Here is an 18161-nt window from a genome sequence, read left to right on the forward strand (position 1 = left end):
CATGGTTGACAGAATCCTGGCTCTATTCGTGTTGGCACTGGTACTGGGCTTGCCCCTGGGCCTGATCTTCCTGGTGACCGGGCAGTTCCTGATGGACTTCGTGTTCTTCTACCCGTTGTTCATGTCGGCACTATGGATAGCCGGTGGCCTGTATTTCTGGCTGCACTGGGAACGCCACTGGCCGTGGAAAGAAGACACGCCGGCGCCGACCCTGGCCGGCGAGCCGCTGATCTCGATCATCATCCCTTGCTACAACGAGGGCGATAACGTCGCTGACACCATTGGCGCGGCCCTCGGCCAGTTGTACCCGAACATCGAAGTGATCGCGGTCAACGACGGCTCCAGCGACAACACCGCCGCAGTTCTCGATGCCCTGGCGTTGCAACACCCGCGCTTGCGCGTGCTGCACCTGGCGCAGAACCAGGGCAAAGCCGTGGCCCTGCGCATGGGCGCCGTGGCCGCCCGCAGCGAATACCTGGTGTGCATCGACGGCGATGCCTTGCTCGACAAAAACGCGGCCGCCTACATGGTCGCGCCGATGCTCGACAACCCGCGCCTGGGGGCCGTCACCGGCAACCCGCGCATTCGTACCCGCTCGACCCTGATCGGCCGGGTGCAGGTGGGCGAGTTCTCCTCGATCATCGGTTTGATCAAGCGTACCCAGCGGGTATTCGGTCGGATCTTCACGGTCTCCGGTGTGGTGGTGGCGTTTCGCAAGAAGGCCCTGGACCGCATCGACTACTGGAGCACCGACATGATCACCGAGGACATCGATGTCAGTTGGAAGCTGCAACTCGATCACTGGGCGATCTTCTACGAGCCGCGCGCGCTGTGCTGGATCCTCATGCCCGAAACCGTCGGCGGCCTGTGGAAACAACGCCTGCGTTGGGCCCAGGGCGGCGCTGAAGTGCTGTTCAAGAACATCCGTGGCATCTGGCAATGGCGCCACCGCTACCTGTGGCCGCTGCTGTTCGAGTACTGCCTGTCTACCGGTTGGGCCTTCACCTTCCTGCTGTCGGTGATCTTCTGGGCCGTGGGTAAATTCGTCACGCTGCCGGCGGCGATCACCGTGAGCTCGTTGGTGCCGCCCGCGTTCACCGGCCTGGTGCTGGCGATGGTGTGCCTGCTGCAGTTTGCGGTGAGCATCCTGATCGACCGGCGCTACGAAAAAGACCTGTGGAAAACCCTGTTCTGGACCGTGTGGTACCCGATGGTGTTCTGGCTGGTGAGCCTGCTCACCACCCTGGTCAGCTTTCCCAAGGTGTTGTTCAACCAGCATCAGAAACGCGCACGCTGGGTCAGCCCGGACCGCGGTATCAAACCTGCACAAGAGGAGGCGTGATCATGAAACTGGTCAGAACTCGCCAAAACACACTGATGTGGATCGTCGATGTGCTGCTGACCCTGCTGGCCTGGGGTGGGTTGATCTGGCTGCTGGCGCGAGGCATCAGCGCCATGCTTGAAACCCACGGCGGCCCACGCATCGAGGCGCCGATCTTTGCGGCGCTCAACACCTTGCAGGTTTACCTGTGGATCGCGCTGTTCAATGCGGTGATCCTGATCAGTTGGGCACGTTATCAGCAGCATCGCGGGCGCAAATTCGCCCAGCGCCGCGCCGAGGCCAATGCGCTGAGCGACCAGCACCTGAGTGAAAGTTTCAACTTGGGCGATGGCGACCTCGAACAACTGCGCCGCCCCGGCGTGCTGGTCATCCACAACGACGAAGAAGGCGGCGTCGAAGAAGTGAAATCCCATGTCTCCCGCGACGTCGAACGCCCCGGCCTGACCCTGGTGCCCGACAAAGTCAAGGGCATTATGTAGGAGCGAGCTTGCTCGCGAAAAACGCCAACGATAACGGGTGCTTTCTGAATAAACGCGGCGCCTGTGAGTTTTTCGCGAGCGAGCTCGCTCCTACAAAATGGCGCGAGTGCTCCCCACCTGATTCAACGCACGTGTCGCAATTCCGATAAATGGGATCCAATTCACAAAACCCCCGCGAACTTTTCCCCCTTCTCCGGTACTAACCTAACTCGGCGAACATCTGATGGCTAAGTAATGGCAGTCGGAAAGTCATTCGTCGAATCGCCATCAAAACAGTTGCCACTTGTCGGAATAATCACTGCAAGTGCCCGACTTAAACTCTTTTGATGAAAAATTATCATTAATAATCAACAGGTTAGAAAACTAATCAGTCGAACGGCCCCACGTCGCCCGTTTCTAGGCGGGCTGGAAGTTCGATGTTAGTTTCGCGGCCCTTGATTTTCGATGGATCGAACATGTCTTCGTTATTGCCACGGACCCGGTTACTGCTCTGCACCCTCCTGCTCACCTGCATGGGCCTGAACAGTGCATCCGCCGCCCCCACGCCTGGCGATCAAGACTTGATCCGCGACCGGCAGAACCGCCTGCTCGAAGAGCAACAGCGGCGCCTCCAGGAGCTTCAGGATCTGCCCGGCAAAGCGGACAAGCCCCAAGCCCCGGCAACCCCGGCCGACACCCGTTGCTTCCCGATCAAAACCATCGAACTCAAAGGCGCCGACAGCCTGCCGGCGCCCGACCGCGAGCGCTTGCTCAAGCCCTACATCGGCCAGTGCCTGGGCGTGTCCCAACTGAACGACCTGCTCAAAACCATCACCGACTACTACCTCGGCAAAGGCCGCGTCACCAGCCGTGCCTACCTGCCGCAGCAAGACCTCTCCACCGGCCATCTGCAAGTGCTGGTGGTGGAAGGCAAACTCGAAGCGTTGCGCAGCGCCGAAGGCAGCACGGTGACCGACCGCGAACTGGCCATGGCCTTTCCCGGCAAAGTTGGCGAAGCACTTAACCTGCGTGAAATCGAGCAACTGGTGGACCAGCTCAACCGCCTGCCGTCCAAACAGGCGCAGATGGAACTCACCCCCGGCAAGCAAATCGGCGGCAGCGACGTGGTGGTCAAGAACACCGCGCAAAAGCCCTGGCGCGCCAGCCTGTCGCGCAACAACGATGGGCAGAAAAGCACCGGCGAACAGCAATGGGGCGCTGGCCTTGAGTGGGACAGCCCACTGGGCCTGGGTGACCAACTGATGCTGCGCGGCGGCCATGACGCCATCACCGACCACCAGAAAACCTCGAAAAACACCATGCTCTACTACAACCTGCCCTGGGGCTGGTGGAACTTCAGCTACACCTACAGCGAGAGCGACTACCGCACCTACGGCCTGACCGACGGCTTCAAATTCAAGCAGGACGGCGACAACCAGAACCACCAACTGCGCGCCGAGCGGGTGATCCATCGCGACGATGTGAGCAAGACCTCGGTCAACGTCGGCCTGGCGCACCTGCGCACCAACAACTACATCCTCGACGCACGCACCGAGGCCAGCAGCAACCGCCTCAGCGAACTGCAACTGGGCGTCAACCACGGTCGGCGCATCGGCAGTGCCTTCGTCAACCTGGACCTTGGCATGCAAAGCGGCATCGGCCTGCTCGACGCCCAGTCTCAAGACGAGCGTGACCCGCTCGGTCGGCGCCAGCCCAATTCGCGCTACCGCAAATACACCGCCACCGTCAGCTACCTGCAACCGTTCAGCCTGTGGGGCGAGTCGTTCAGCTTCAGCAGTTTGGCCACCGGCCAACGCAGCGAAGACATTCTGTTTTCGCCCCAGCGCATGAGCCTCGGCGGCTCGGCGTCGGTGCGCGGTTTCAAGGACCAGTTGCTGACCGGCGACAGCGGCGGCTACTGGCGCAACGAAGTGCGCTGGGCGCGCCCGGTGACCCTCGACTGGATGCGCCCGGCCTTCGCCGAGTACGGCGCCAGTGTCGGCTACGACCAGGGCGTGATCCGCAACGACCGCTACAACGACAACGTTCATGGCCGGGTGTCCAGCAACTCCCTGGAGCTGTTCGCCCGTGGCAAACACGTCAGCACCAGCGTGACCTTTGCCCATTCGTTAGAAAGACCCGGTGTGGTTACCGAGCGCGAAGCGCCGATCTACTTCCGCATGGATTTTTTCCTGTAATTCAACGCCCCGCTGCATGAGAGCCTGACAATGGATGTTCGCCAATTCGCCTTCCTGGCCCGCCAACCTTCTGCCGCCCTGAAGCGCCGGGACGCGTTCTTCGGCCTGCCCAAGCGCGGGCTGGCGTTGATCCTTGCCAACGCACTGTTCTGGCAGCCGCTGCTGGCCCAGGCCGAGGGCATTGTGGTGAGTGCGCCGGGCACCACCGTGGGCGCGGCGGGCAATGGCGTGCCGGTGGTAAACATCGCTACCCCCAATGGCGCGGGCTTGTCCCATAACCAGTTCAAGGACTACAACGTCGGCCCCAACGGCGTGATCCTCAACAACGCCAACGGCACCATGACTAACACCCAACTGGGCGGGATCATTGTCGGCAACCCCAACCTCAAGGGCGGCGCGGCGAACGTCATCCTCAACGAAGTCAACGGCGGCAGCCCCAGCCAGTTGCGCGGCTATACCGAAGTGGCGGGGCAGTCGGCCAAGGTCATCGTCGCCAACCCGTACGGCGTGACGTGCAGCGGTTGCGGCTTTATCAACACCCCCAACGTCACCCTCACCACCGGCAAACCGGTACTCGATGCAAGCGGCCAGTTGCAGCGCTATGAAGTGGATGGCGGCGCCGTGACCATCGACGGCGAAGGCTTGAACGCCAGCAATGTCGAACGCTTCGATATCATCACCCGCTCGGCCAAGATCAACGCACAAATCAACGCCCGCGAACTCAACGTGATCGCCGGGCGCAACGACGTCGACGCGCAAAGCCTGAAAACCACCGCCCGTGCCGATGACGGCAGCGCCAAGCCCGAGCTGGCGATCGACTCCTCGGCCCTGGGCGGCATGTATGCCGGCGCGATCAAACTGGTGGGCACCGAGGCCGGTGTGGGCGTGAAGCTCGACGGCACGCTGGCGGCCAGTGGTGGCGATATTCAGCTCGACGCCAATGGGCGCCTCAGCATGGCGCAGGCGGCGGCCACCGGTAACGTCAAGGTCACCGCGCAAAACGTCGACCTCACCGACAAGGTCTACGCCAACGGCAACGTGCAGGTCACCAGCGCCCAGGCCCTGGTCAACCGCAAGAGCATCGCCGCCGGCCAGCGCATCGAAATCAACGCGGCCAGCGTGAACAACCCGGGCATCATCGAAGCCGGCGTCGCCGCCGATAACAGCCGCAACACCACGGGCGACCTGGTGGTAAACGCGCAAACCGTCACCACCAGCGGCAACCTGTTGGCCAGCCGCGCCCTGGCGATCACCGCCGCACAAGCGCTGACCAACCAGGGCGCGATCATCCAGGCCAAGAGCGTCGAGGTCAGCAGCGCCAAGCTCACCAATCAGGGCGCCACTGCGCGCCTGTTCGGTGAGCAGAGCCTGGCGATCAACTCGCCGGCCATCGTCAACCTCGGCGGCCTGATCCGCTTCGGCGAAGGCCAGGCCGCCACGCTCAACAGCGCCTCCCTGGACAACCGCCAGGGCCGTATCGAAATGGCCGGTGGCAGCCTGGTGCTCACCAGCGCCAACCTGAACAACAGCGGCGGCCAAGTCATCGCCAACGACCTGACCGTCAACGCCGGCAACCTGAACAACCAGAACGGCGTGCTGGTGGCCAAAACCGCGACCGTCACTGCCAGCAACCTCGACAACAGCCTCAAGGGCCTGATCCAGGCCGACGGTGGCGCGCTCAACCTCGCCGTTACCAACACCTTCAATAACAACCAGGGTTTCGCCCAGGCCAGCACCGACCTGAACGTGAAGGCCGGCACCCTCAGCAGCAACGCAGGCGGCGTACTGAGCGCCGACACCGGCAAACTCACCCTCACCGCTGCGCAACAGCTCAACAACGCCCAGGGCCGCTTGCAGGCCGGGCAGGGCGATATCGAACTGCACGCCGCGAACCTGGATAACCAGAGCGGCACGATCGTCGGCAAACAACTGCTGCTCGACGTGGCCGGCGGCGACATCGACAACCGCGCCGGGCGCGTGTTGGGTGACCACCTCGACGTACGCGCCTCGGGCCTCGACAACCGCAACGCCGGCCTGCTGGCCGGTGGCGCCCAGGGCGTAAGCCTGCTGCTCAAGGGCCCGGGCCAGTTGCTCAACGCCCAGGGCCGCATCCAGAGCGAAGGCTTGCTGCAACTGCAAGGCGAGCGCTTGGACAACAGCGCCGGCATCCTGCTGGGCCAGACCGTCGACGTCACCGCGCAAACCTTCGACAACAGCAACAAAGGCGCGCTGGTCAGCGATGGCGGCGACGTGGTGCTCAAGGTCAGCGACCTGCTCACCAACGTCGGCGGCCAGATCGACGCGGGCGAACGCAGCGTGCTGGTCAAGCAGCTCACCACCCTCAACAACGACGGCGGCACCCTGCGCGGCAAGCGCCTGGATATCGCCGCCCAGCACCTGAACAACGACAACGGCCAACTGCTGGCCGGCGCCGAAGGCCTGAGCTACAGCGGCCAGGATGTGAGCAATCGCAAGGGCCTGATCCTCAGCGGCGGCGCCCTCACCGAACTGAACACCACCCGCCTGGATAACCAGGGCGGTACCGTGCAGGGCGACAGCCTGAGCGTCACCGCCAACAGCGTCGACAACGCCAGCGGCGGCCTGATGGCCAGCCTGGTCGGTAACCTGCAACTGACCGTAGAAGCCCTGGCCAACCGTGGCGGCAAACTGTTCGGCAAAGAACAAGTGACCGTCAGCGGCGCCAGCCTCGACAACAGCGCGGGCGGCCAGGTCAGCGGCAATCAGATCAACCTGACCTCACGCGACACCCTCACCAACCAGGGCGGCCTGATCGAAGCCAACCAGGGCCTGGCCCTCACCGGCGGCAACCTGGACAACAGCGCCAACGGCCAACTGCGTGCCCTGGGCGGCGCCAGCAGCAAACTCAACCTCAGCGGTGCGTTGAACAACCAGAACGGCACCCTCGAATTCGGCAGCCAGGCCTTCAGCCTTGACGCCGCCAGCCTCAACAACCAGAACGGCATGCTGCAACACGCCGGCACCGGCCTGTTCCACCTCAACACCGCCAGCCTCGCAGGCAGCCAGGGCAATATCCAGGGCATGGGCAGCGCCGACTGGGCATTCGGCAAGGTCGACGGCCTGGGCCGCGTGCAACTCAACGACGTGCTCACCTACAAGAGCGCCCAAGGGCTGGCCCTCAAGGCCGGTGACCGCATGGCCAGCGCCAAGGGCTTGATCCTCAACGTGGCCAGCCTGGACAACGGCGGCGAACTGCTCAGCGACGGTGACATCAGCATCACCACGGGCGATATCACCAACAGCGGCCGCGTCTCGGCCCTGCAAACACTTACCGTCGCCGCCAACAACCTCAGCCAGAACGGCGGCCGCCTGGCCGCAACCAATGCGCGCCTGACCCTGGACGGCACCCTGGACAACCTCGGGTTCCTCACCGCCCGCCAGCAACTGGATATCGCCGCCGCGCAAATCAACAACCGTGGCACCCTCGGTGCCCAGGGCGCGGTGAACCTCACCGCGGTCAACGGCATCACCAATGCCGCCGACACGCTGCTGTTCAGCGGCGGCGACATGACCTTGCGCAGCAATGGCTTCAGCAACAGCTATGGCGATGTCTACAGCAAAGGCAACCTGAGCTTCGCCGCCCGCGATGGCGGGCGTGCCGTGCTGTTCAGCAACCGCTCCGGCACCGTGGAAAGCGAAGGCTCGATCGGCATCAATGCGGGCTTTATCGAAAACGCCAAAGATGAGTTCGAACTCGGGCAAACACTGACCACCGGCAGTTTGAGTTGGATCTGTGGCCAGCACTGCGGCGAGAGCGACAACTGGGAACGTGGCGAGATCACCATCTACGAGACGTACCTTGAGGCGGCGACCAAGGACTCGGTAGCGGCGCGCCTGGTGGCGGGCAAAAACATGCTGCTGCAAGGCGACAACGTGCAGAACCGCTACAGCCTGATGGCCGCCAATGGCGACCTGAGCATCACTGCCGGTGACCTGCTCAACCAGGGCGCCGCCACGCGCACGGGCCAGCGCAAGCTTGTCATCGGCACGCCAGGTCACGTCTCCGACGATTTGTTTGAACGCATGCAATACGTCGACGTGCCCGCGTTCAATGCGGCCACGGCGGCCGGGAATTTCGACAAGGCGCGCTTCGAAGAACTCAAAAGCCGCTCACCCAACAGCCTGCCGTTCGCCTACGCAAGTGACGTCACCACCTGGACCAACAACAGCGGCCCCGGCTACGACGCCACCCTGCAAGCGGGCGGCACGGTCAACCTCAACGTCGCCCGCACCCTGCAAAACGGCACGCTGCACAACAACACCCTGGCCCAATTGACCGGCACCCTCGGCGACGACCAGACCGGCATCCCCGTCGGCGGCATCAACATCAACCTGAGCAAACACGCCAACGACCCGAGCGCCCAGGCGCCCGGCAGCGTATTGCCCGTGGTAGGCGTGGCCCCTGGTGGCGGCTTCGTGCCCGTGGACTACACCGGCACCGCGTTTGCCCCGGTCGACCCCACCACCTCGCCCACCTTCCAACTGCCCAAGGGCGAGTACGGCCTGTTCGTCAAAAACGCCGACCCCGCCAGCCACTACCTGATCGAAACCAACCCCGAATTCACCTCGGTGTCGGGCTTCTTCAGCTCCGACTACATGCTCGGCAAACTCGGTTTCACCGCCGACAACGCCTGGCGCCGCCTCGGTGACGGCCAGTACGAAACCCGCCTGATCCGCGACGCCGTCCTCGCGCAAACCGGCCAACGCTTCCTCGCCGGCGGCCTGTACAGCGACGCCGACCAGTTCCGCTACCTGATGGACAACGGCCTCGCCAGCAAAGACGCCCTGCGCCTGAGCCTGGGCGTGGCCCTCACCGACCAGCAAGTCGGCGCCCTGACCCACGACATCGTGTGGATGGAAAACCGCGTCATCGACGGCCAGACCGTGCTCGTACCGGTGCTGTACCTGGCCCAGGCCGACTCGCGCAACGTGCGCGGCAACAGCCTCATCCAGGGCCGCGACCTCAACCTGGTCACCGGCGGCGACCTGATCAACGTCGGCACCCTGCGCGCCAGCAACAACCTCTCCGCCATCAGCAGCGGCAGTATCTACACCGGCGGCCTGGTCGAAGCCGGCAACAACCTCAACCTGCTGGCCCAAGACAGCATCCGCAACGCCATGGCCGGGGAAATCCGCGGCAAACAAGTCAGCCTCACGGCGCTCAAAGGCGACATCACCAACGAAACCACCACCATCCAGGTGCGTGACGGCGCCGGCATGCGCACCCTCACCGACACCAGCGCCGGCACCATCGTCGCCCGCGAAAACCTCGCCATCGACGCCGGCCGCGACCTCACCAACCGAGGTGCCCTGGTAGCGGGCAACGACGCTAACTTAACCGCCGGCCGCGACCTCAACCTCATCGCCGCCAGCGACACCCGCGTCAAACACGAGACCCGCGACGGCGGCGAGAAATCCAGCATCACCACCGACGTCAAAAACCTCGCCGCCAGCGTCACGGCGGGCGGCAACCTCAACATGCAGGCCGGGCAAGACGTCAACATCATCGGCAGCACCGCCACCGCCGGCAAAGACCTCAACATCGCCGCCGGCCGCGACCTCAACGTCGCCTCGGTCAGCGATATGCACAACGTTGAGGGCAAGGAAAAGGACGGCAAAAAACGCATCAAGACCTCGGACGACCAGACCACTCAAGTGGCGAGCGTGCTGACGGCGGGTGGGGATTTTGTCAGCCAGGCGGGGCGTGACACCACGATCGTGGCGAGCAGGATCAGCGCGGGGAATGAGGCTTATCTGTATAGCGGGGACAAGTTGAGTTTGTTGGCTGCGCAGAACAGCACCTACAGCCTTTACGACATGAAGGAGAAGGGGGGCTGGGGCGCGAAGAAGACCAAGCGTGATGAGGTGACCCACGTCACGAATGTGGGGACTGAGATCAAGACTGGTGGTGATCTGTCACTGGTCAGTGGCGGTGATCAGTTGTATCAGCGGGCCAAGCTTGAGAGTGGTAACGACCTGGCGATCACCAGTGGCGGTGCGGTGACGTTCGAGGCAGTCAAAGACCTGCACCAGGAGAGTCACGAGAAAAGCAAGGGTGACCTGGCTTGGACCAGCGCCAAGGGCAAGGGTAATACCGACGAGACGTTGCGCCAAAGTGAGTTGAAGGCACAGGGTGAGTTGGCGATCAAGGCGGTTAACGGGCTGAAGATCGACATTAAACAGATTGATCAGAACACGGTTAGCCAGACGATTGATGTGATGGTCAAAGCAGACCCACAGTTGGCTTGGTTGAAAGAAGCCGAGAAGCGTGGGGATGTGGATTGGCGGCAAGTGCAGGAACTGCATGATTCGTTCAAGTACAGCCATTCCAGCTTAGGCCAAGGAGCCATGCTGGCGATCATCATCGTAGTGACAGTTTTGACGGCTGGGGCCGCAAGTAGCGTCGCGGGCGCTGCTGCGGGTGCCAGTGCCGGGTCTGGTACGGCAATGGCTGCGGCAGGCAGTTCGGCTATGGTCTCAGCTGGTACGGCGGTTGGGACCGCAGCAGCCGGTTGGGGCAACGTTATGGCAACTGCTGCGTTAACTTCAGTTGCCAGTGGAAGCACCGTCAGCTTCATCAATAACGGCGGAAACATCGGTGCAACTTTTCAAGACATTACGTCAAGCAAAGCCTTGAAGGGGTATGCAACTGGGGCGTTAGCTGCAGGTTTTACCGCTGGCGTGCTTGATCCTGCGTTTGGTGTAACTGGCGACAACGTCAATCACATTACAAAAGGGTTTGACCTCAGTTCCGCGTCTGACATCGGTAGGTTTGCCGTCTATTCGGGGGCGCAAGGAGTTGCCCAAGCAAGTTTAAGCACTGCTATTCAAGGCGGTAGTTTTGGAGACAATCTCGGTAGTTCCCTACGGTCGCAGTTGCAGAGCACGTTGCAAGCGGTCGCCTTTAACGCTGTAGGCGATTACTCGAAAGGCCAAAAATGGTCAGAATCAGGGCCTCAAAAAATCGCTCTGCATGCTTTGGTTGGCGGGCTTTTGAGTGAAGCTGGCGGCGGCAGTTTTGCTACGGGCGCTCTCGCTGCTGGAGCTAACGAAGCACTGGTAACCTCACTGGCGAAAGTGGTAGATGGCGATCCAGCGTTGTTGCTAGCCGCTTCGCAATTGGTCGGAATTGCGGCCGCTGGTGCGACTGACGGTGACGTGCAGAAAGGTGCTGAAATCGCGAAAAATGCCACGGCCTATAACTACCTAAATCACCATGAAGTTGATGATTTAGTTAAGGATTTGAAAGGGTGCCGTGGGGCAGCCAGCCCTTCATCCTGCCGTAGCGATGTGGCTACTAAGTACGCAGGAATCAGCGATAAGAAAACTGGCATTACGCTGCTGAAGTGTAATGATCCTACGAGTTGTAATGCGCAGCGCCTAGACGTGGAGGCGGGTAATGCAGCGCTGGATAAATATGATCAGAGCGGCGGGCTCAACAAAGCAGAACAGTCTATCGTTCGGGGCTTCCAAGATAAGAATCAGGACGACACGCGCCTCGCGGTGCAGCAAACTATGAAGGGTGATCATGCCGAAATGGTTGGCATGATGTTCGGCGGTGGGTTAGGAGGGGCAGGTAAGGTTGCTGGGCGAGTCGTTGAAGGAGCAGAGTTAGGAGCAGCCAAAGGCGCTGCGTCTAAGAATGCAAACGCAACAAGCATGTTTACGGATTCCGAAACCGCTGCACTGGCCGAGAGGAATGTTATAGAAGGGGCGGCTAAGGGCGCGGCTCCGAAAGTAGCCGCAGAGGGAAAGGTAGGTGGACAAACCTTCCAAGACGTCAATCAGACCTCTCGTCCGCTCAACGAGGCAGACCCGAAAATACCTTCGTTGATCACGGATAGGATTGCAGATAAAGCTGCTACGAATCCTGGCAAGCTTTATCCAAACGGAAATATGAAAGATGCCCACGCAGAAATAGGTGTGATTCAGCAAGCATATAGCTCTGGTAAAACTGCGGGGGCGGACATGTCCATGACGGTCGCAGGAAAAGATGTATGCGGTTTCTGCAAAGGTGACATTGCTGCTGCCGCAGAAAAAGCTGAGTTGAAATCGCTCACCGTGAAAGCTATAGATGATAAAACGGGACTTCCGAAAAACTATTACTGGGAGTCAGGCATGAAGTCCATTAAGGAGAAAAATAGATGATAATTGGAGGGTATACACTTAATCCTGAACACGGTAGATTGCAAATCCCTCTTGTTCGCCAACCGTCCCTGGAAGATGTGAAGTCCATTATAAGCAAGTATAGAAAATTTGACGGTGTCGCTTCGTTGTCTATTTCACCGACGCCTGAATATGGACCGTATGAAATCAATCTTTACGCTGATTCTGGAAATTATCTTTTGATGCTAAATCAATACCTTGAAGATGGTGAGCACGTCGTGCGTACTCTTAATAATACGTCGATGGGGACAAGTTCAGTTGAGATTTTGGGCGACTATTACCCGGCGAGTTTCATAACTAGAGATATAGGTGTCGTTACTTCTTGTTTTCAAGAGTTTTTGAATTTTGGTGATGTGAGTTCGTTCGTCTTGAGTGCATAGAAATAATAAAAATGTAATAAAAGAGTAAAAGGGGACAGATTTATTTTAATTCGAGATGGCGGTAAAGCCCTATTAAATAAATCTGTCCCCTTTTGTTCGTGCCGCCTGCTCTGCTTGTAAATTATGGAGCACTGTACGATAAGTACCGCCCAGCAATTGAGTCGGAGAAAAAGCGTGAAAATTAATAAATGGCTTTTAGTAGTATTATTGTCGGCCTTGGCTGGCTGCGCACCTTCCCATTCCAATTGGGAAAATGGAATGAATCTATGGGTAGGTACTCATTTCGATTCCCACCTTTACAAAGACTGCACTCGAGGATGTGGCGACTCATATTGGTCGCCTGTAAATAAAAATAAGACCTTTGATAAGGTTGTTGATGAAAACGGAGGCAGGCGGTATTACATAACTTGGATTAGGGATTGCCGATATTCGGTTTTTGTCGCTGCGGATCGGCTAATAAAGTCATGGAGATACGAAACTTCTAACGTAAAAGGATGTTATGTCGTTTAACTGCTGTTTTAAGGGTAAAGAAAAGAGAGAAAAGGGGGCGGATTTATTTAAATTAGAGTTTAAAGGTGCATTAAATAAATCAGTCCCCTTTTGTTGAGAAGAACGAATTAGTATGGTTTCCAATTTCGGTGAGCTGCAGAAAACCGTGAGTTTGATAGGCGCTAAGTTGGGAGCGCCTAAGTCTATGCTGTTGGTTAGAGAGAGCTCCCCCGAAGATGGTACTCCTCACGTGGAGTTTAAAAGTGAGGGTTTTGAATATGTCTCCTCAGAAAGAGGTTATGAGAAAGGGGACAGATTTATTTAAATTAGAGTTGAAAAGCATATTAAATAAATCTGTCCCCTTTTGTTATGTTCAGGGTTCGCCACTTACTGTGCCACTGCCTGATACACGGCATTTGGATGCGCATATGCCAGGAGGGTATAGATATAATCCAGGCGGTCCAGGGTCGGCTCTCCCGGCATACCCTCCAAAAAAAGGAGCTGAATAATGCATTCCGTACCGCTAGAACATGAGAAGCAAAAGTTGATTTTCTACGTGGCTCAAGACTTAGATCAGTCTATTAGATCTAATGTGCAGCAGCTCGTGAATGAGCTCGCTGCGTCAAGAATATGGAGCATTGCCCCGCCAACCTTTATTTACGCGATAGACGAAGGGGGCGCGGAAGTGGTGGGTGGAATGTTGGAGATTTATTCAGCACTGCAACCGAATATACTGTCTGTTGATATGGATTCAAAAAATCTAGATGAAGTGGAAGAAATAGTCTGTGCCGTAAAAAAGTTATCGGAAAAGGAAGATATTTCCTTTGAGTTTCAGTTGGATACAACTTTTGTCGGCGCCATTGATGATGGTGTTGTTGATCGAGTCTTGTTGGAGGGACTGCTCGTGCCGTGGCGAAATCATATAAATGGAAAAAGTTGAGTCGGTGCCAGAGCGGAGATGAATAAAAAAGTGAGAAAAGGGAAAGGCTTATTTAGAATTAGAGTTGAAAAACGTATTAAATAAATATGTCCCATTTTTCACATTTTCACGGAGAGAAAACGTGAAAAAAATTAGCGTAATAATGGTAGTTGTATTTCTGATTGTGGGTTGCGCGCCGTCACGGTCTGCGTGGGTATCCAGTAAAGATGGATGGGTAGGTACCACCTTTTAATCTCACGAGAAAAGGGGACAGATTTATTTAATATTAGAGTTTAAAGGCGCATTAAATAAATCTGTCCCCTTTTGCAGTGATCCTCATGGTAAGCAGTACTTTAGCCCCGCGACTACTTTTGAAAAGAATTTTTCAGGTTATGTTGTTGTTCCAAAGGATGCTCTGAAATGAAATTAAGCATTAAGTTTCCCGAGAATTTGTTAACCCACAGCCTGCTCGAGCAAAGGCTGATTCCTTGCATTTGCAAAATTGCAACGGAGTTTGAAATTGAATTTTTGGACCCTTTGCCAGAAGCTGCAGGAACCGTTCTGGAGTGGGATCGTGCAGAACTTGAAAAAAGAGCGATAGGTGGGGTAGGTGGGCAATACTCTCACTATGCACACGGTCGGGTGTCGTTAAAAAAAGTTGATATTGATATCTACCAAATATTGGATCTTGAAATGTTTTATAGGCTTTTTGGATGGTGCAGCATCTTGGAAGATGGTAACTATGCGCCGCCGGGGCAGTTATGGGATGATGAATAAGTTGAAGAAAAGGGGACTGAAGAAAAGGGACAAGAAAAGAGGGCAGATTTATCTAGACTAGAGTTTAAAGGCTGTCTAGTCCTGAAGCAGGTGTAAACCTATTTCAGGACTAGACAGTCCCCTTTTTTCGTTGATTCGTGACAAAAATATTGGAAGGGATTAAGTCAGAAGCAGTAATCGTGGGTAGTGAAGTTAATAAATGGCTTACGAGGGACTGAAATGAGATATTACTTAATGCGACAAGATGTAACTGTCTGCGATAGGTGGGTGCTCGGAGATGTACATCATGTAGATAACTGGCATTTCAGTGATCCTCCAGTTAATTTTATGGAGCCAGGCACATATACCCTCGATGTAAGGTTCGACGGTAAAGAAGTTGATTATTCCCTCGCTGGATACGCCAGTATTCCTGTTTTAAGCGAGAGGGCAAAAAATTCGCTCGCCGGTTTGCCAGAGACAGACGAACTTTATCAGCATGTCGTTTTTGAGCCGGTGAAGATAAACAATAAAGTGGTTTGCCAGAGCTATTTTTTGATGATTATTGAAACGCAAATTGATTGCGTGGATGAAAAGCGCTCTCGCTATAAAAAGTTTGAGGTAGATGATCCTGTTAGGCCAGATATGGCCGGCAACTATCGTGCTTTCTACAATTTAGTGGTTGACCCGGGCAGGGTCGGATCAAGTCATATATTTAAACTTAAAAAATATTTGGGTGCGGTCATAGTAAGTGAAGAAGTGAAACGGCGATTTATGGCGGCTGGTGTTGTCGGCGTACTGTTTGATTCTGTTAATGGCGATCAAGAAACCGTTGCCTAGTTAGTCAGGTAGTTGTGAGGGCGGCGAATTTACTTAATTCGTGGTGGTAGTACAAAGGCTATTGAGTAAATCTGTCCCCTTTTGTTGAATTAAGGTGGTGGGCTAATGGCTGGGTTTAGAGAAAGTATATATTTGTCTTATTCGCAATTTTGCGTGTTTTTAAGCTCGCTTGATCAGCCGTATAATGATTGGAGTGATCGTAGTTATGCGCAAGGATTTGCGTGGAGGTTAGGAAGTGCCTCTTTTAGAGCTTTGATCGACGAAGGGGATCATATAATTAGCGTTTTCATTAACGAGCAAGTGCCCGCTATTAGCGCAGACGTGGTTCGGGCTCTTAAAGTTCCCTTCACGGTGAAAGATAGAAATGTTGAGCTTGGTAGTATTTCGAGTACGGTTCCTCTAGAACTGCCTGAAGGAGATTATTCTCTTCAGGTCGAATTTATAAGACCCTCCTCAAGTGGAGCGTATGAAATAAATGTCCATTTGAATTTAGGGGGCTGCGATTTTGAGGTGTTGAGAGCAGACGCCGAAATTGACGAGCAAGGTGAGTTTGATATCGATGCGGTTCCAGCAGGATAAAAATTCGGAGAAATGGGTAGAAAAGGGACAGATTTATTTAAATTAGAATTGAGAGCCTATTAAGTAATTCTGTCCCCTTTTGTTGTATTTAATTACATAGGGGGCGATTTGTGTCGGACAAACAAGTATATGAGCTAACGATTGATGATCTTGATAGCTATAGCGTTTGGTTTTTTCCGATGGACGAAACAGTGGAGGATGAGTCAACTGTACGCCCCCTCGCCGAACAGGAAACGTGCTCAGATTTTCAGATTATCGTTCTAACTGATTTTCTTGGTGAAAGTGGCGCTGTGTATCGCGGTTATTTATATTGGGACTCCAATGCCGCAATTGAATACGTAAAGCCTGTTATATTGTCTGATAAGGGAGACGCAGTAAGTTTTTGGAGCGGTATAGTCACTCCAACGTGGGAAAGTTCGGAGTTTGCCTGTTCGATTAGAACCGAGCTGCCTATTTCTTATGCCTCAGAATCGGTTTTCGGTCTTCCTTCCATTTGCGGAAAGCTGGAGGGACTTTATTATCTTTCGGATGATCAGGTTTGCTGCGTGAAATGACGAAAAAAGTGGACCGGTTTATTAAGTTGAATTGCTCACGCATAAAGGGGGCGACACTAAGGCCGCCCGATTTTCACTCAGGACGGATCGGCATTCAGCCTGCGACTGATGACATCCAGCAAGTCACACCCATCGCGCAGCGGAATGGCCAGCAAATGGGCGAAGTCTGAAAGCACGACGGCATCGCTGCTGAGTTGTTCGCGGAAGGCCAGGTTTTCCAGCAGTTGGGTGACGGCCCGAATGCGGTGCACGGCGGCGTCGTGAAGGACGTCGAGAGGTGCCTGGGTGTCGATGATCAGGGCTGGGACGGTGCAGTCGTGGCCGGTTAGGGGAATGTATCGATTCATCATTAAGCTCTCTGGATTATTGAGGGCTCGTTCTTCGGGTCGCCAAACCCGGTCGCTTTTTGAGCGACGGCCGGACTATAAGCCGCACCACCAAGCCCGCGCAAGGCATCAAAATGCCGCTGCTTCGGAGCGTGTACGCAGCTACTAACGTCTTGCCACCCATTGCCGACATACTGCTCACGAACAAACGCACTACGACTATGCAAATCTGAAAGCCTCACCCCAAACATTAAAGGACCAATGTGAAAAACCTCCTCCTCATTCTCCTCACCACCCTCATCCTCGGCGGCTGCGTCAGCCACCCCCTCACTCCCGAAAACCGCGCGCAGATCAAGACCGTCAAAGTCCTGCCCGTGAAGTGGGAAAAGAACATGGTGTACTTCGGCCGCGAACAGGCCTGGGGCGCGGCCCTGGGTGCCGGGGTTGGCGCGGGTGTTGGCATGGCCAGCGGGGCGTCCAAGGTGGGTACTGCGGCGTTGAGTGGTGCCGGGTTTGCCGGCGGCATGAAGCTTGGGCAGTTGGCCGAGATGCCGACGCCGGTGGCTATTCTGACGGTGATGGAGGCGGAAAAACTCGATGTTGGCGTGTTGCTCAAGCAGGGCTTTGTCGATGAGTTGGGTAAGACGTCGACGCTCAAGGTGGTCGGCGACGATGAGCCGGCTGATGCGCAGATTCAGCTGACCGTGTCCGAGTGGGGCTTTCGCCTGACCCAGGGTTTCAGCAGTGTGATTTATCCGACCCTTAACGTGTTAGCGCAGATGGATCGCGGCGATGAGATGATCTGGCGCACCTTTGAAGCGGTCACGCCGTTTAATGGTCAGAACGTTTATGGCTATACGCCGTTAACCTACCGCACGGACCCGGAAGCTTTGCGCCGGGCGTTGACCGGGATTACGCAGATTTCTGCGCAGTACCTGGTGAAGGAGCTCAAGTAGGGCTGTGCGAAGGCAGGCTGCTGTTGGTGGGCGGGCTTGGACTAATACCAGTCAGGGTTAAACGCAGTTCCCCTGTGGGAGCGGGCTTGCCCGCGAAGGCGGTGTGTCAGTCGCTGCATCTGTTGCTGCACTACCGCTTTCGCAGGCAAGCCAGCTCCCACA

At 56.5% G+C, this 18161-nt stretch carries 12 protein-coding genes; 11 read left to right on the forward strand and 1 reads right to left on the reverse strand.

Annotated features, from left to right (window positions below; genetic code table 11):
* Nucleotide 1: 1 nt before the first annotated feature.
* The 10 genes from pgaC to ACTJLA_RS23220 all read left to right on the forward strand — a co-directional run bounded on the left by pgaC (nucleotide 2) and on the right by ACTJLA_RS23220 (nucleotide 16717).
* Nucleotides 2–1342, forward strand: a complete 1341-nt coding sequence (gene pgaC, locus ACTJLA_RS23175; RefSeq protein ID WP_054896841.1) for a poly-beta-1,6-N-acetyl-D-glucosamine synthase — start codon at nucleotides 2–4, stop codon at nucleotides 1340–1342.
* Nucleotides 1343–1344: 2 nt separating this feature from the next.
* The gene (pgaD, locus tag ACTJLA_RS23180; protein WP_314551183.1) at nucleotides 1345–1821 is read left to right on the forward strand and encodes a poly-beta-1,6-N-acetyl-D-glucosamine biosynthesis protein PgaD; all 477 of its coding nucleotides are present in this window, start codon (nucleotides 1345–1347) and stop codon (nucleotides 1819–1821) included.
* A gap of 455 nt (nucleotides 1822–2276) precedes the next feature.
* Entirely contained in the window at nucleotides 2277–3998 is a 1722-nt protein-coding gene (locus tag ACTJLA_RS23185) for a ShlB/FhaC/HecB family hemolysin secretion/activation protein (protein ID WP_314551185.1), read from the forward strand.
* A gap of 30 nt (nucleotides 3999–4028) precedes the next feature.
* Nucleotides 4029–12185, forward strand: coding sequence for a cytidine deaminase-like fold-containing protein (locus ACTJLA_RS23190; protein WP_089042759.1), 8157 nt, complete (start codon nucleotides 4029–4031; stop codon nucleotides 12183–12185).
* Nucleotides 12182–12583, forward strand: a complete 402-nt coding sequence (locus ACTJLA_RS23195; RefSeq protein ID WP_054896839.1) for a DUF6911 family protein — start codon at nucleotides 12182–12184, stop codon at nucleotides 12581–12583. Before ACTJLA_RS23190 ends, ACTJLA_RS23195 begins: the two co-directional genes overlap by 4 nt.
* A 997-nt stretch (nucleotides 12584–13580) precedes the next feature.
* The gene (locus ACTJLA_RS23200) at nucleotides 13581–14012 is read left to right on the forward strand and encodes a hypothetical protein (protein WP_089042760.1); all 432 of its coding nucleotides are present in this window, start codon (nucleotides 13581–13583) and stop codon (nucleotides 14010–14012) included.
* Between the two features lie 399 nt (nucleotides 14013–14411).
* Complete coding sequence (locus tag ACTJLA_RS23205; RefSeq protein ID WP_054896836.1) at nucleotides 14412–14768, forward strand: hypothetical protein; 357 nt, start codon at nucleotides 14412–14414, stop codon at nucleotides 14766–14768.
* Nucleotides 14769–15002: 234 nt separating this feature from the next.
* Nucleotides 15003–15584 (forward strand): imm11 family protein, encoded by a 582-nt coding sequence (locus tag ACTJLA_RS23210; RefSeq protein ID WP_232241662.1) that lies wholly within the window; start codon nucleotides 15003–15005, stop codon nucleotides 15582–15584.
* 105 nt (nucleotides 15585–15689) lie between these two features.
* Nucleotides 15690–16163 carry a competence protein ComJ gene (gene comJ, locus ACTJLA_RS23215; RefSeq protein ID WP_072445731.1) on the forward strand — a complete coding sequence of 158 codons (474 nt, stop codon included), beginning with the start codon at nucleotides 15690–15692 and terminating at the stop codon, nucleotides 16161–16163.
* 110 nt (nucleotides 16164–16273) lie between these two features.
* Nucleotides 16274–16717, forward strand: coding sequence for a hypothetical protein (locus ACTJLA_RS23220; protein WP_072445732.1), 444 nt, complete (start codon nucleotides 16274–16276; stop codon nucleotides 16715–16717).
* 77 nt (nucleotides 16718–16794) lie between these two features.
* Here the strand turns inward: ACTJLA_RS23220 and ACTJLA_RS23225 are convergent, their stop codons facing one another.
* Complete coding sequence (locus ACTJLA_RS23225) at nucleotides 16795–17052, reverse strand: hypothetical protein (protein WP_005783616.1); 258 nt, start codon at nucleotides 17050–17052, stop codon at nucleotides 16795–16797.
* 254 nt (nucleotides 17053–17306) lie between these two features.
* On the opposite strand from ACTJLA_RS23225, the gene ACTJLA_RS23230 reads away from it, so the two are divergent.
* Nucleotides 17307–17999: a hypothetical protein gene (locus tag ACTJLA_RS23230; protein WP_054920389.1), complete on the forward strand. Its 693-nt coding sequence runs from the start codon at nucleotides 17307–17309 to the stop codon at nucleotides 17997–17999.
* The last annotated feature ends 162 nt before the right edge of the window (nucleotides 18000–18161 follow it).

The organism is Pseudomonas sp. 22072 (genome assembly GCF_052046095.1).
In the GTDB taxonomy this organism is placed as follows: Bacteria; Pseudomonadota; Gammaproteobacteria; order Pseudomonadales; family Pseudomonadaceae; genus Aquipseudomonas; species Aquipseudomonas paracarnis.

Coding starts and splice junctions, on each gene's coding strand:
- ACTJLA_RS23185 (WP_314551185.1), top strand. CDS start 2,277: ATGTCTTCGTTATTGCCACGGACCCGGTTACTGCTCTGCACCCTCCTG.
- ACTJLA_RS23195 (WP_054896839.1), top strand. CDS start 12,182: ATGATAATTGGAGGGTATACACTTAATCCTGAACACGGTAGATTGCAA.
- ACTJLA_RS23210 (WP_232241662.1), top strand. CDS start 15,003: ATGCGACAAGATGTAACTGTCTGCGATAGGTGGGTGCTCGGAGATGTA.
- ACTJLA_RS23190 (WP_089042759.1), top strand. CDS start 4,029: ATGGATGTTCGCCAATTCGCCTTCCTGGCCCGCCAACCTTCTGCCGCC.
- ACTJLA_RS23200 (WP_089042760.1), top strand. CDS start 13,581: ATGCATTCCGTACCGCTAGAACATGAGAAGCAAAAGTTGATTTTCTAC.
- comJ (WP_072445731.1), top strand. CDS start 15,690: ATGGCTGGGTTTAGAGAAAGTATATATTTGTCTTATTCGCAATTTTGC.
- pgaC (WP_054896841.1), top strand. CDS start 2: ATGGTTGACAGAATCCTGGCTCTATTCGTGTTGGCACTGGTACTGGGC.
- pgaD (WP_314551183.1), top strand. CDS start 1,345: ATGAAACTGGTCAGAACTCGCCAAAACACACTGATGTGGATCGTCGAT.
- ACTJLA_RS23205 (WP_054896836.1), top strand. CDS start 14,412: ATGAAATTAAGCATTAAGTTTCCCGAGAATTTGTTAACCCACAGCCTG.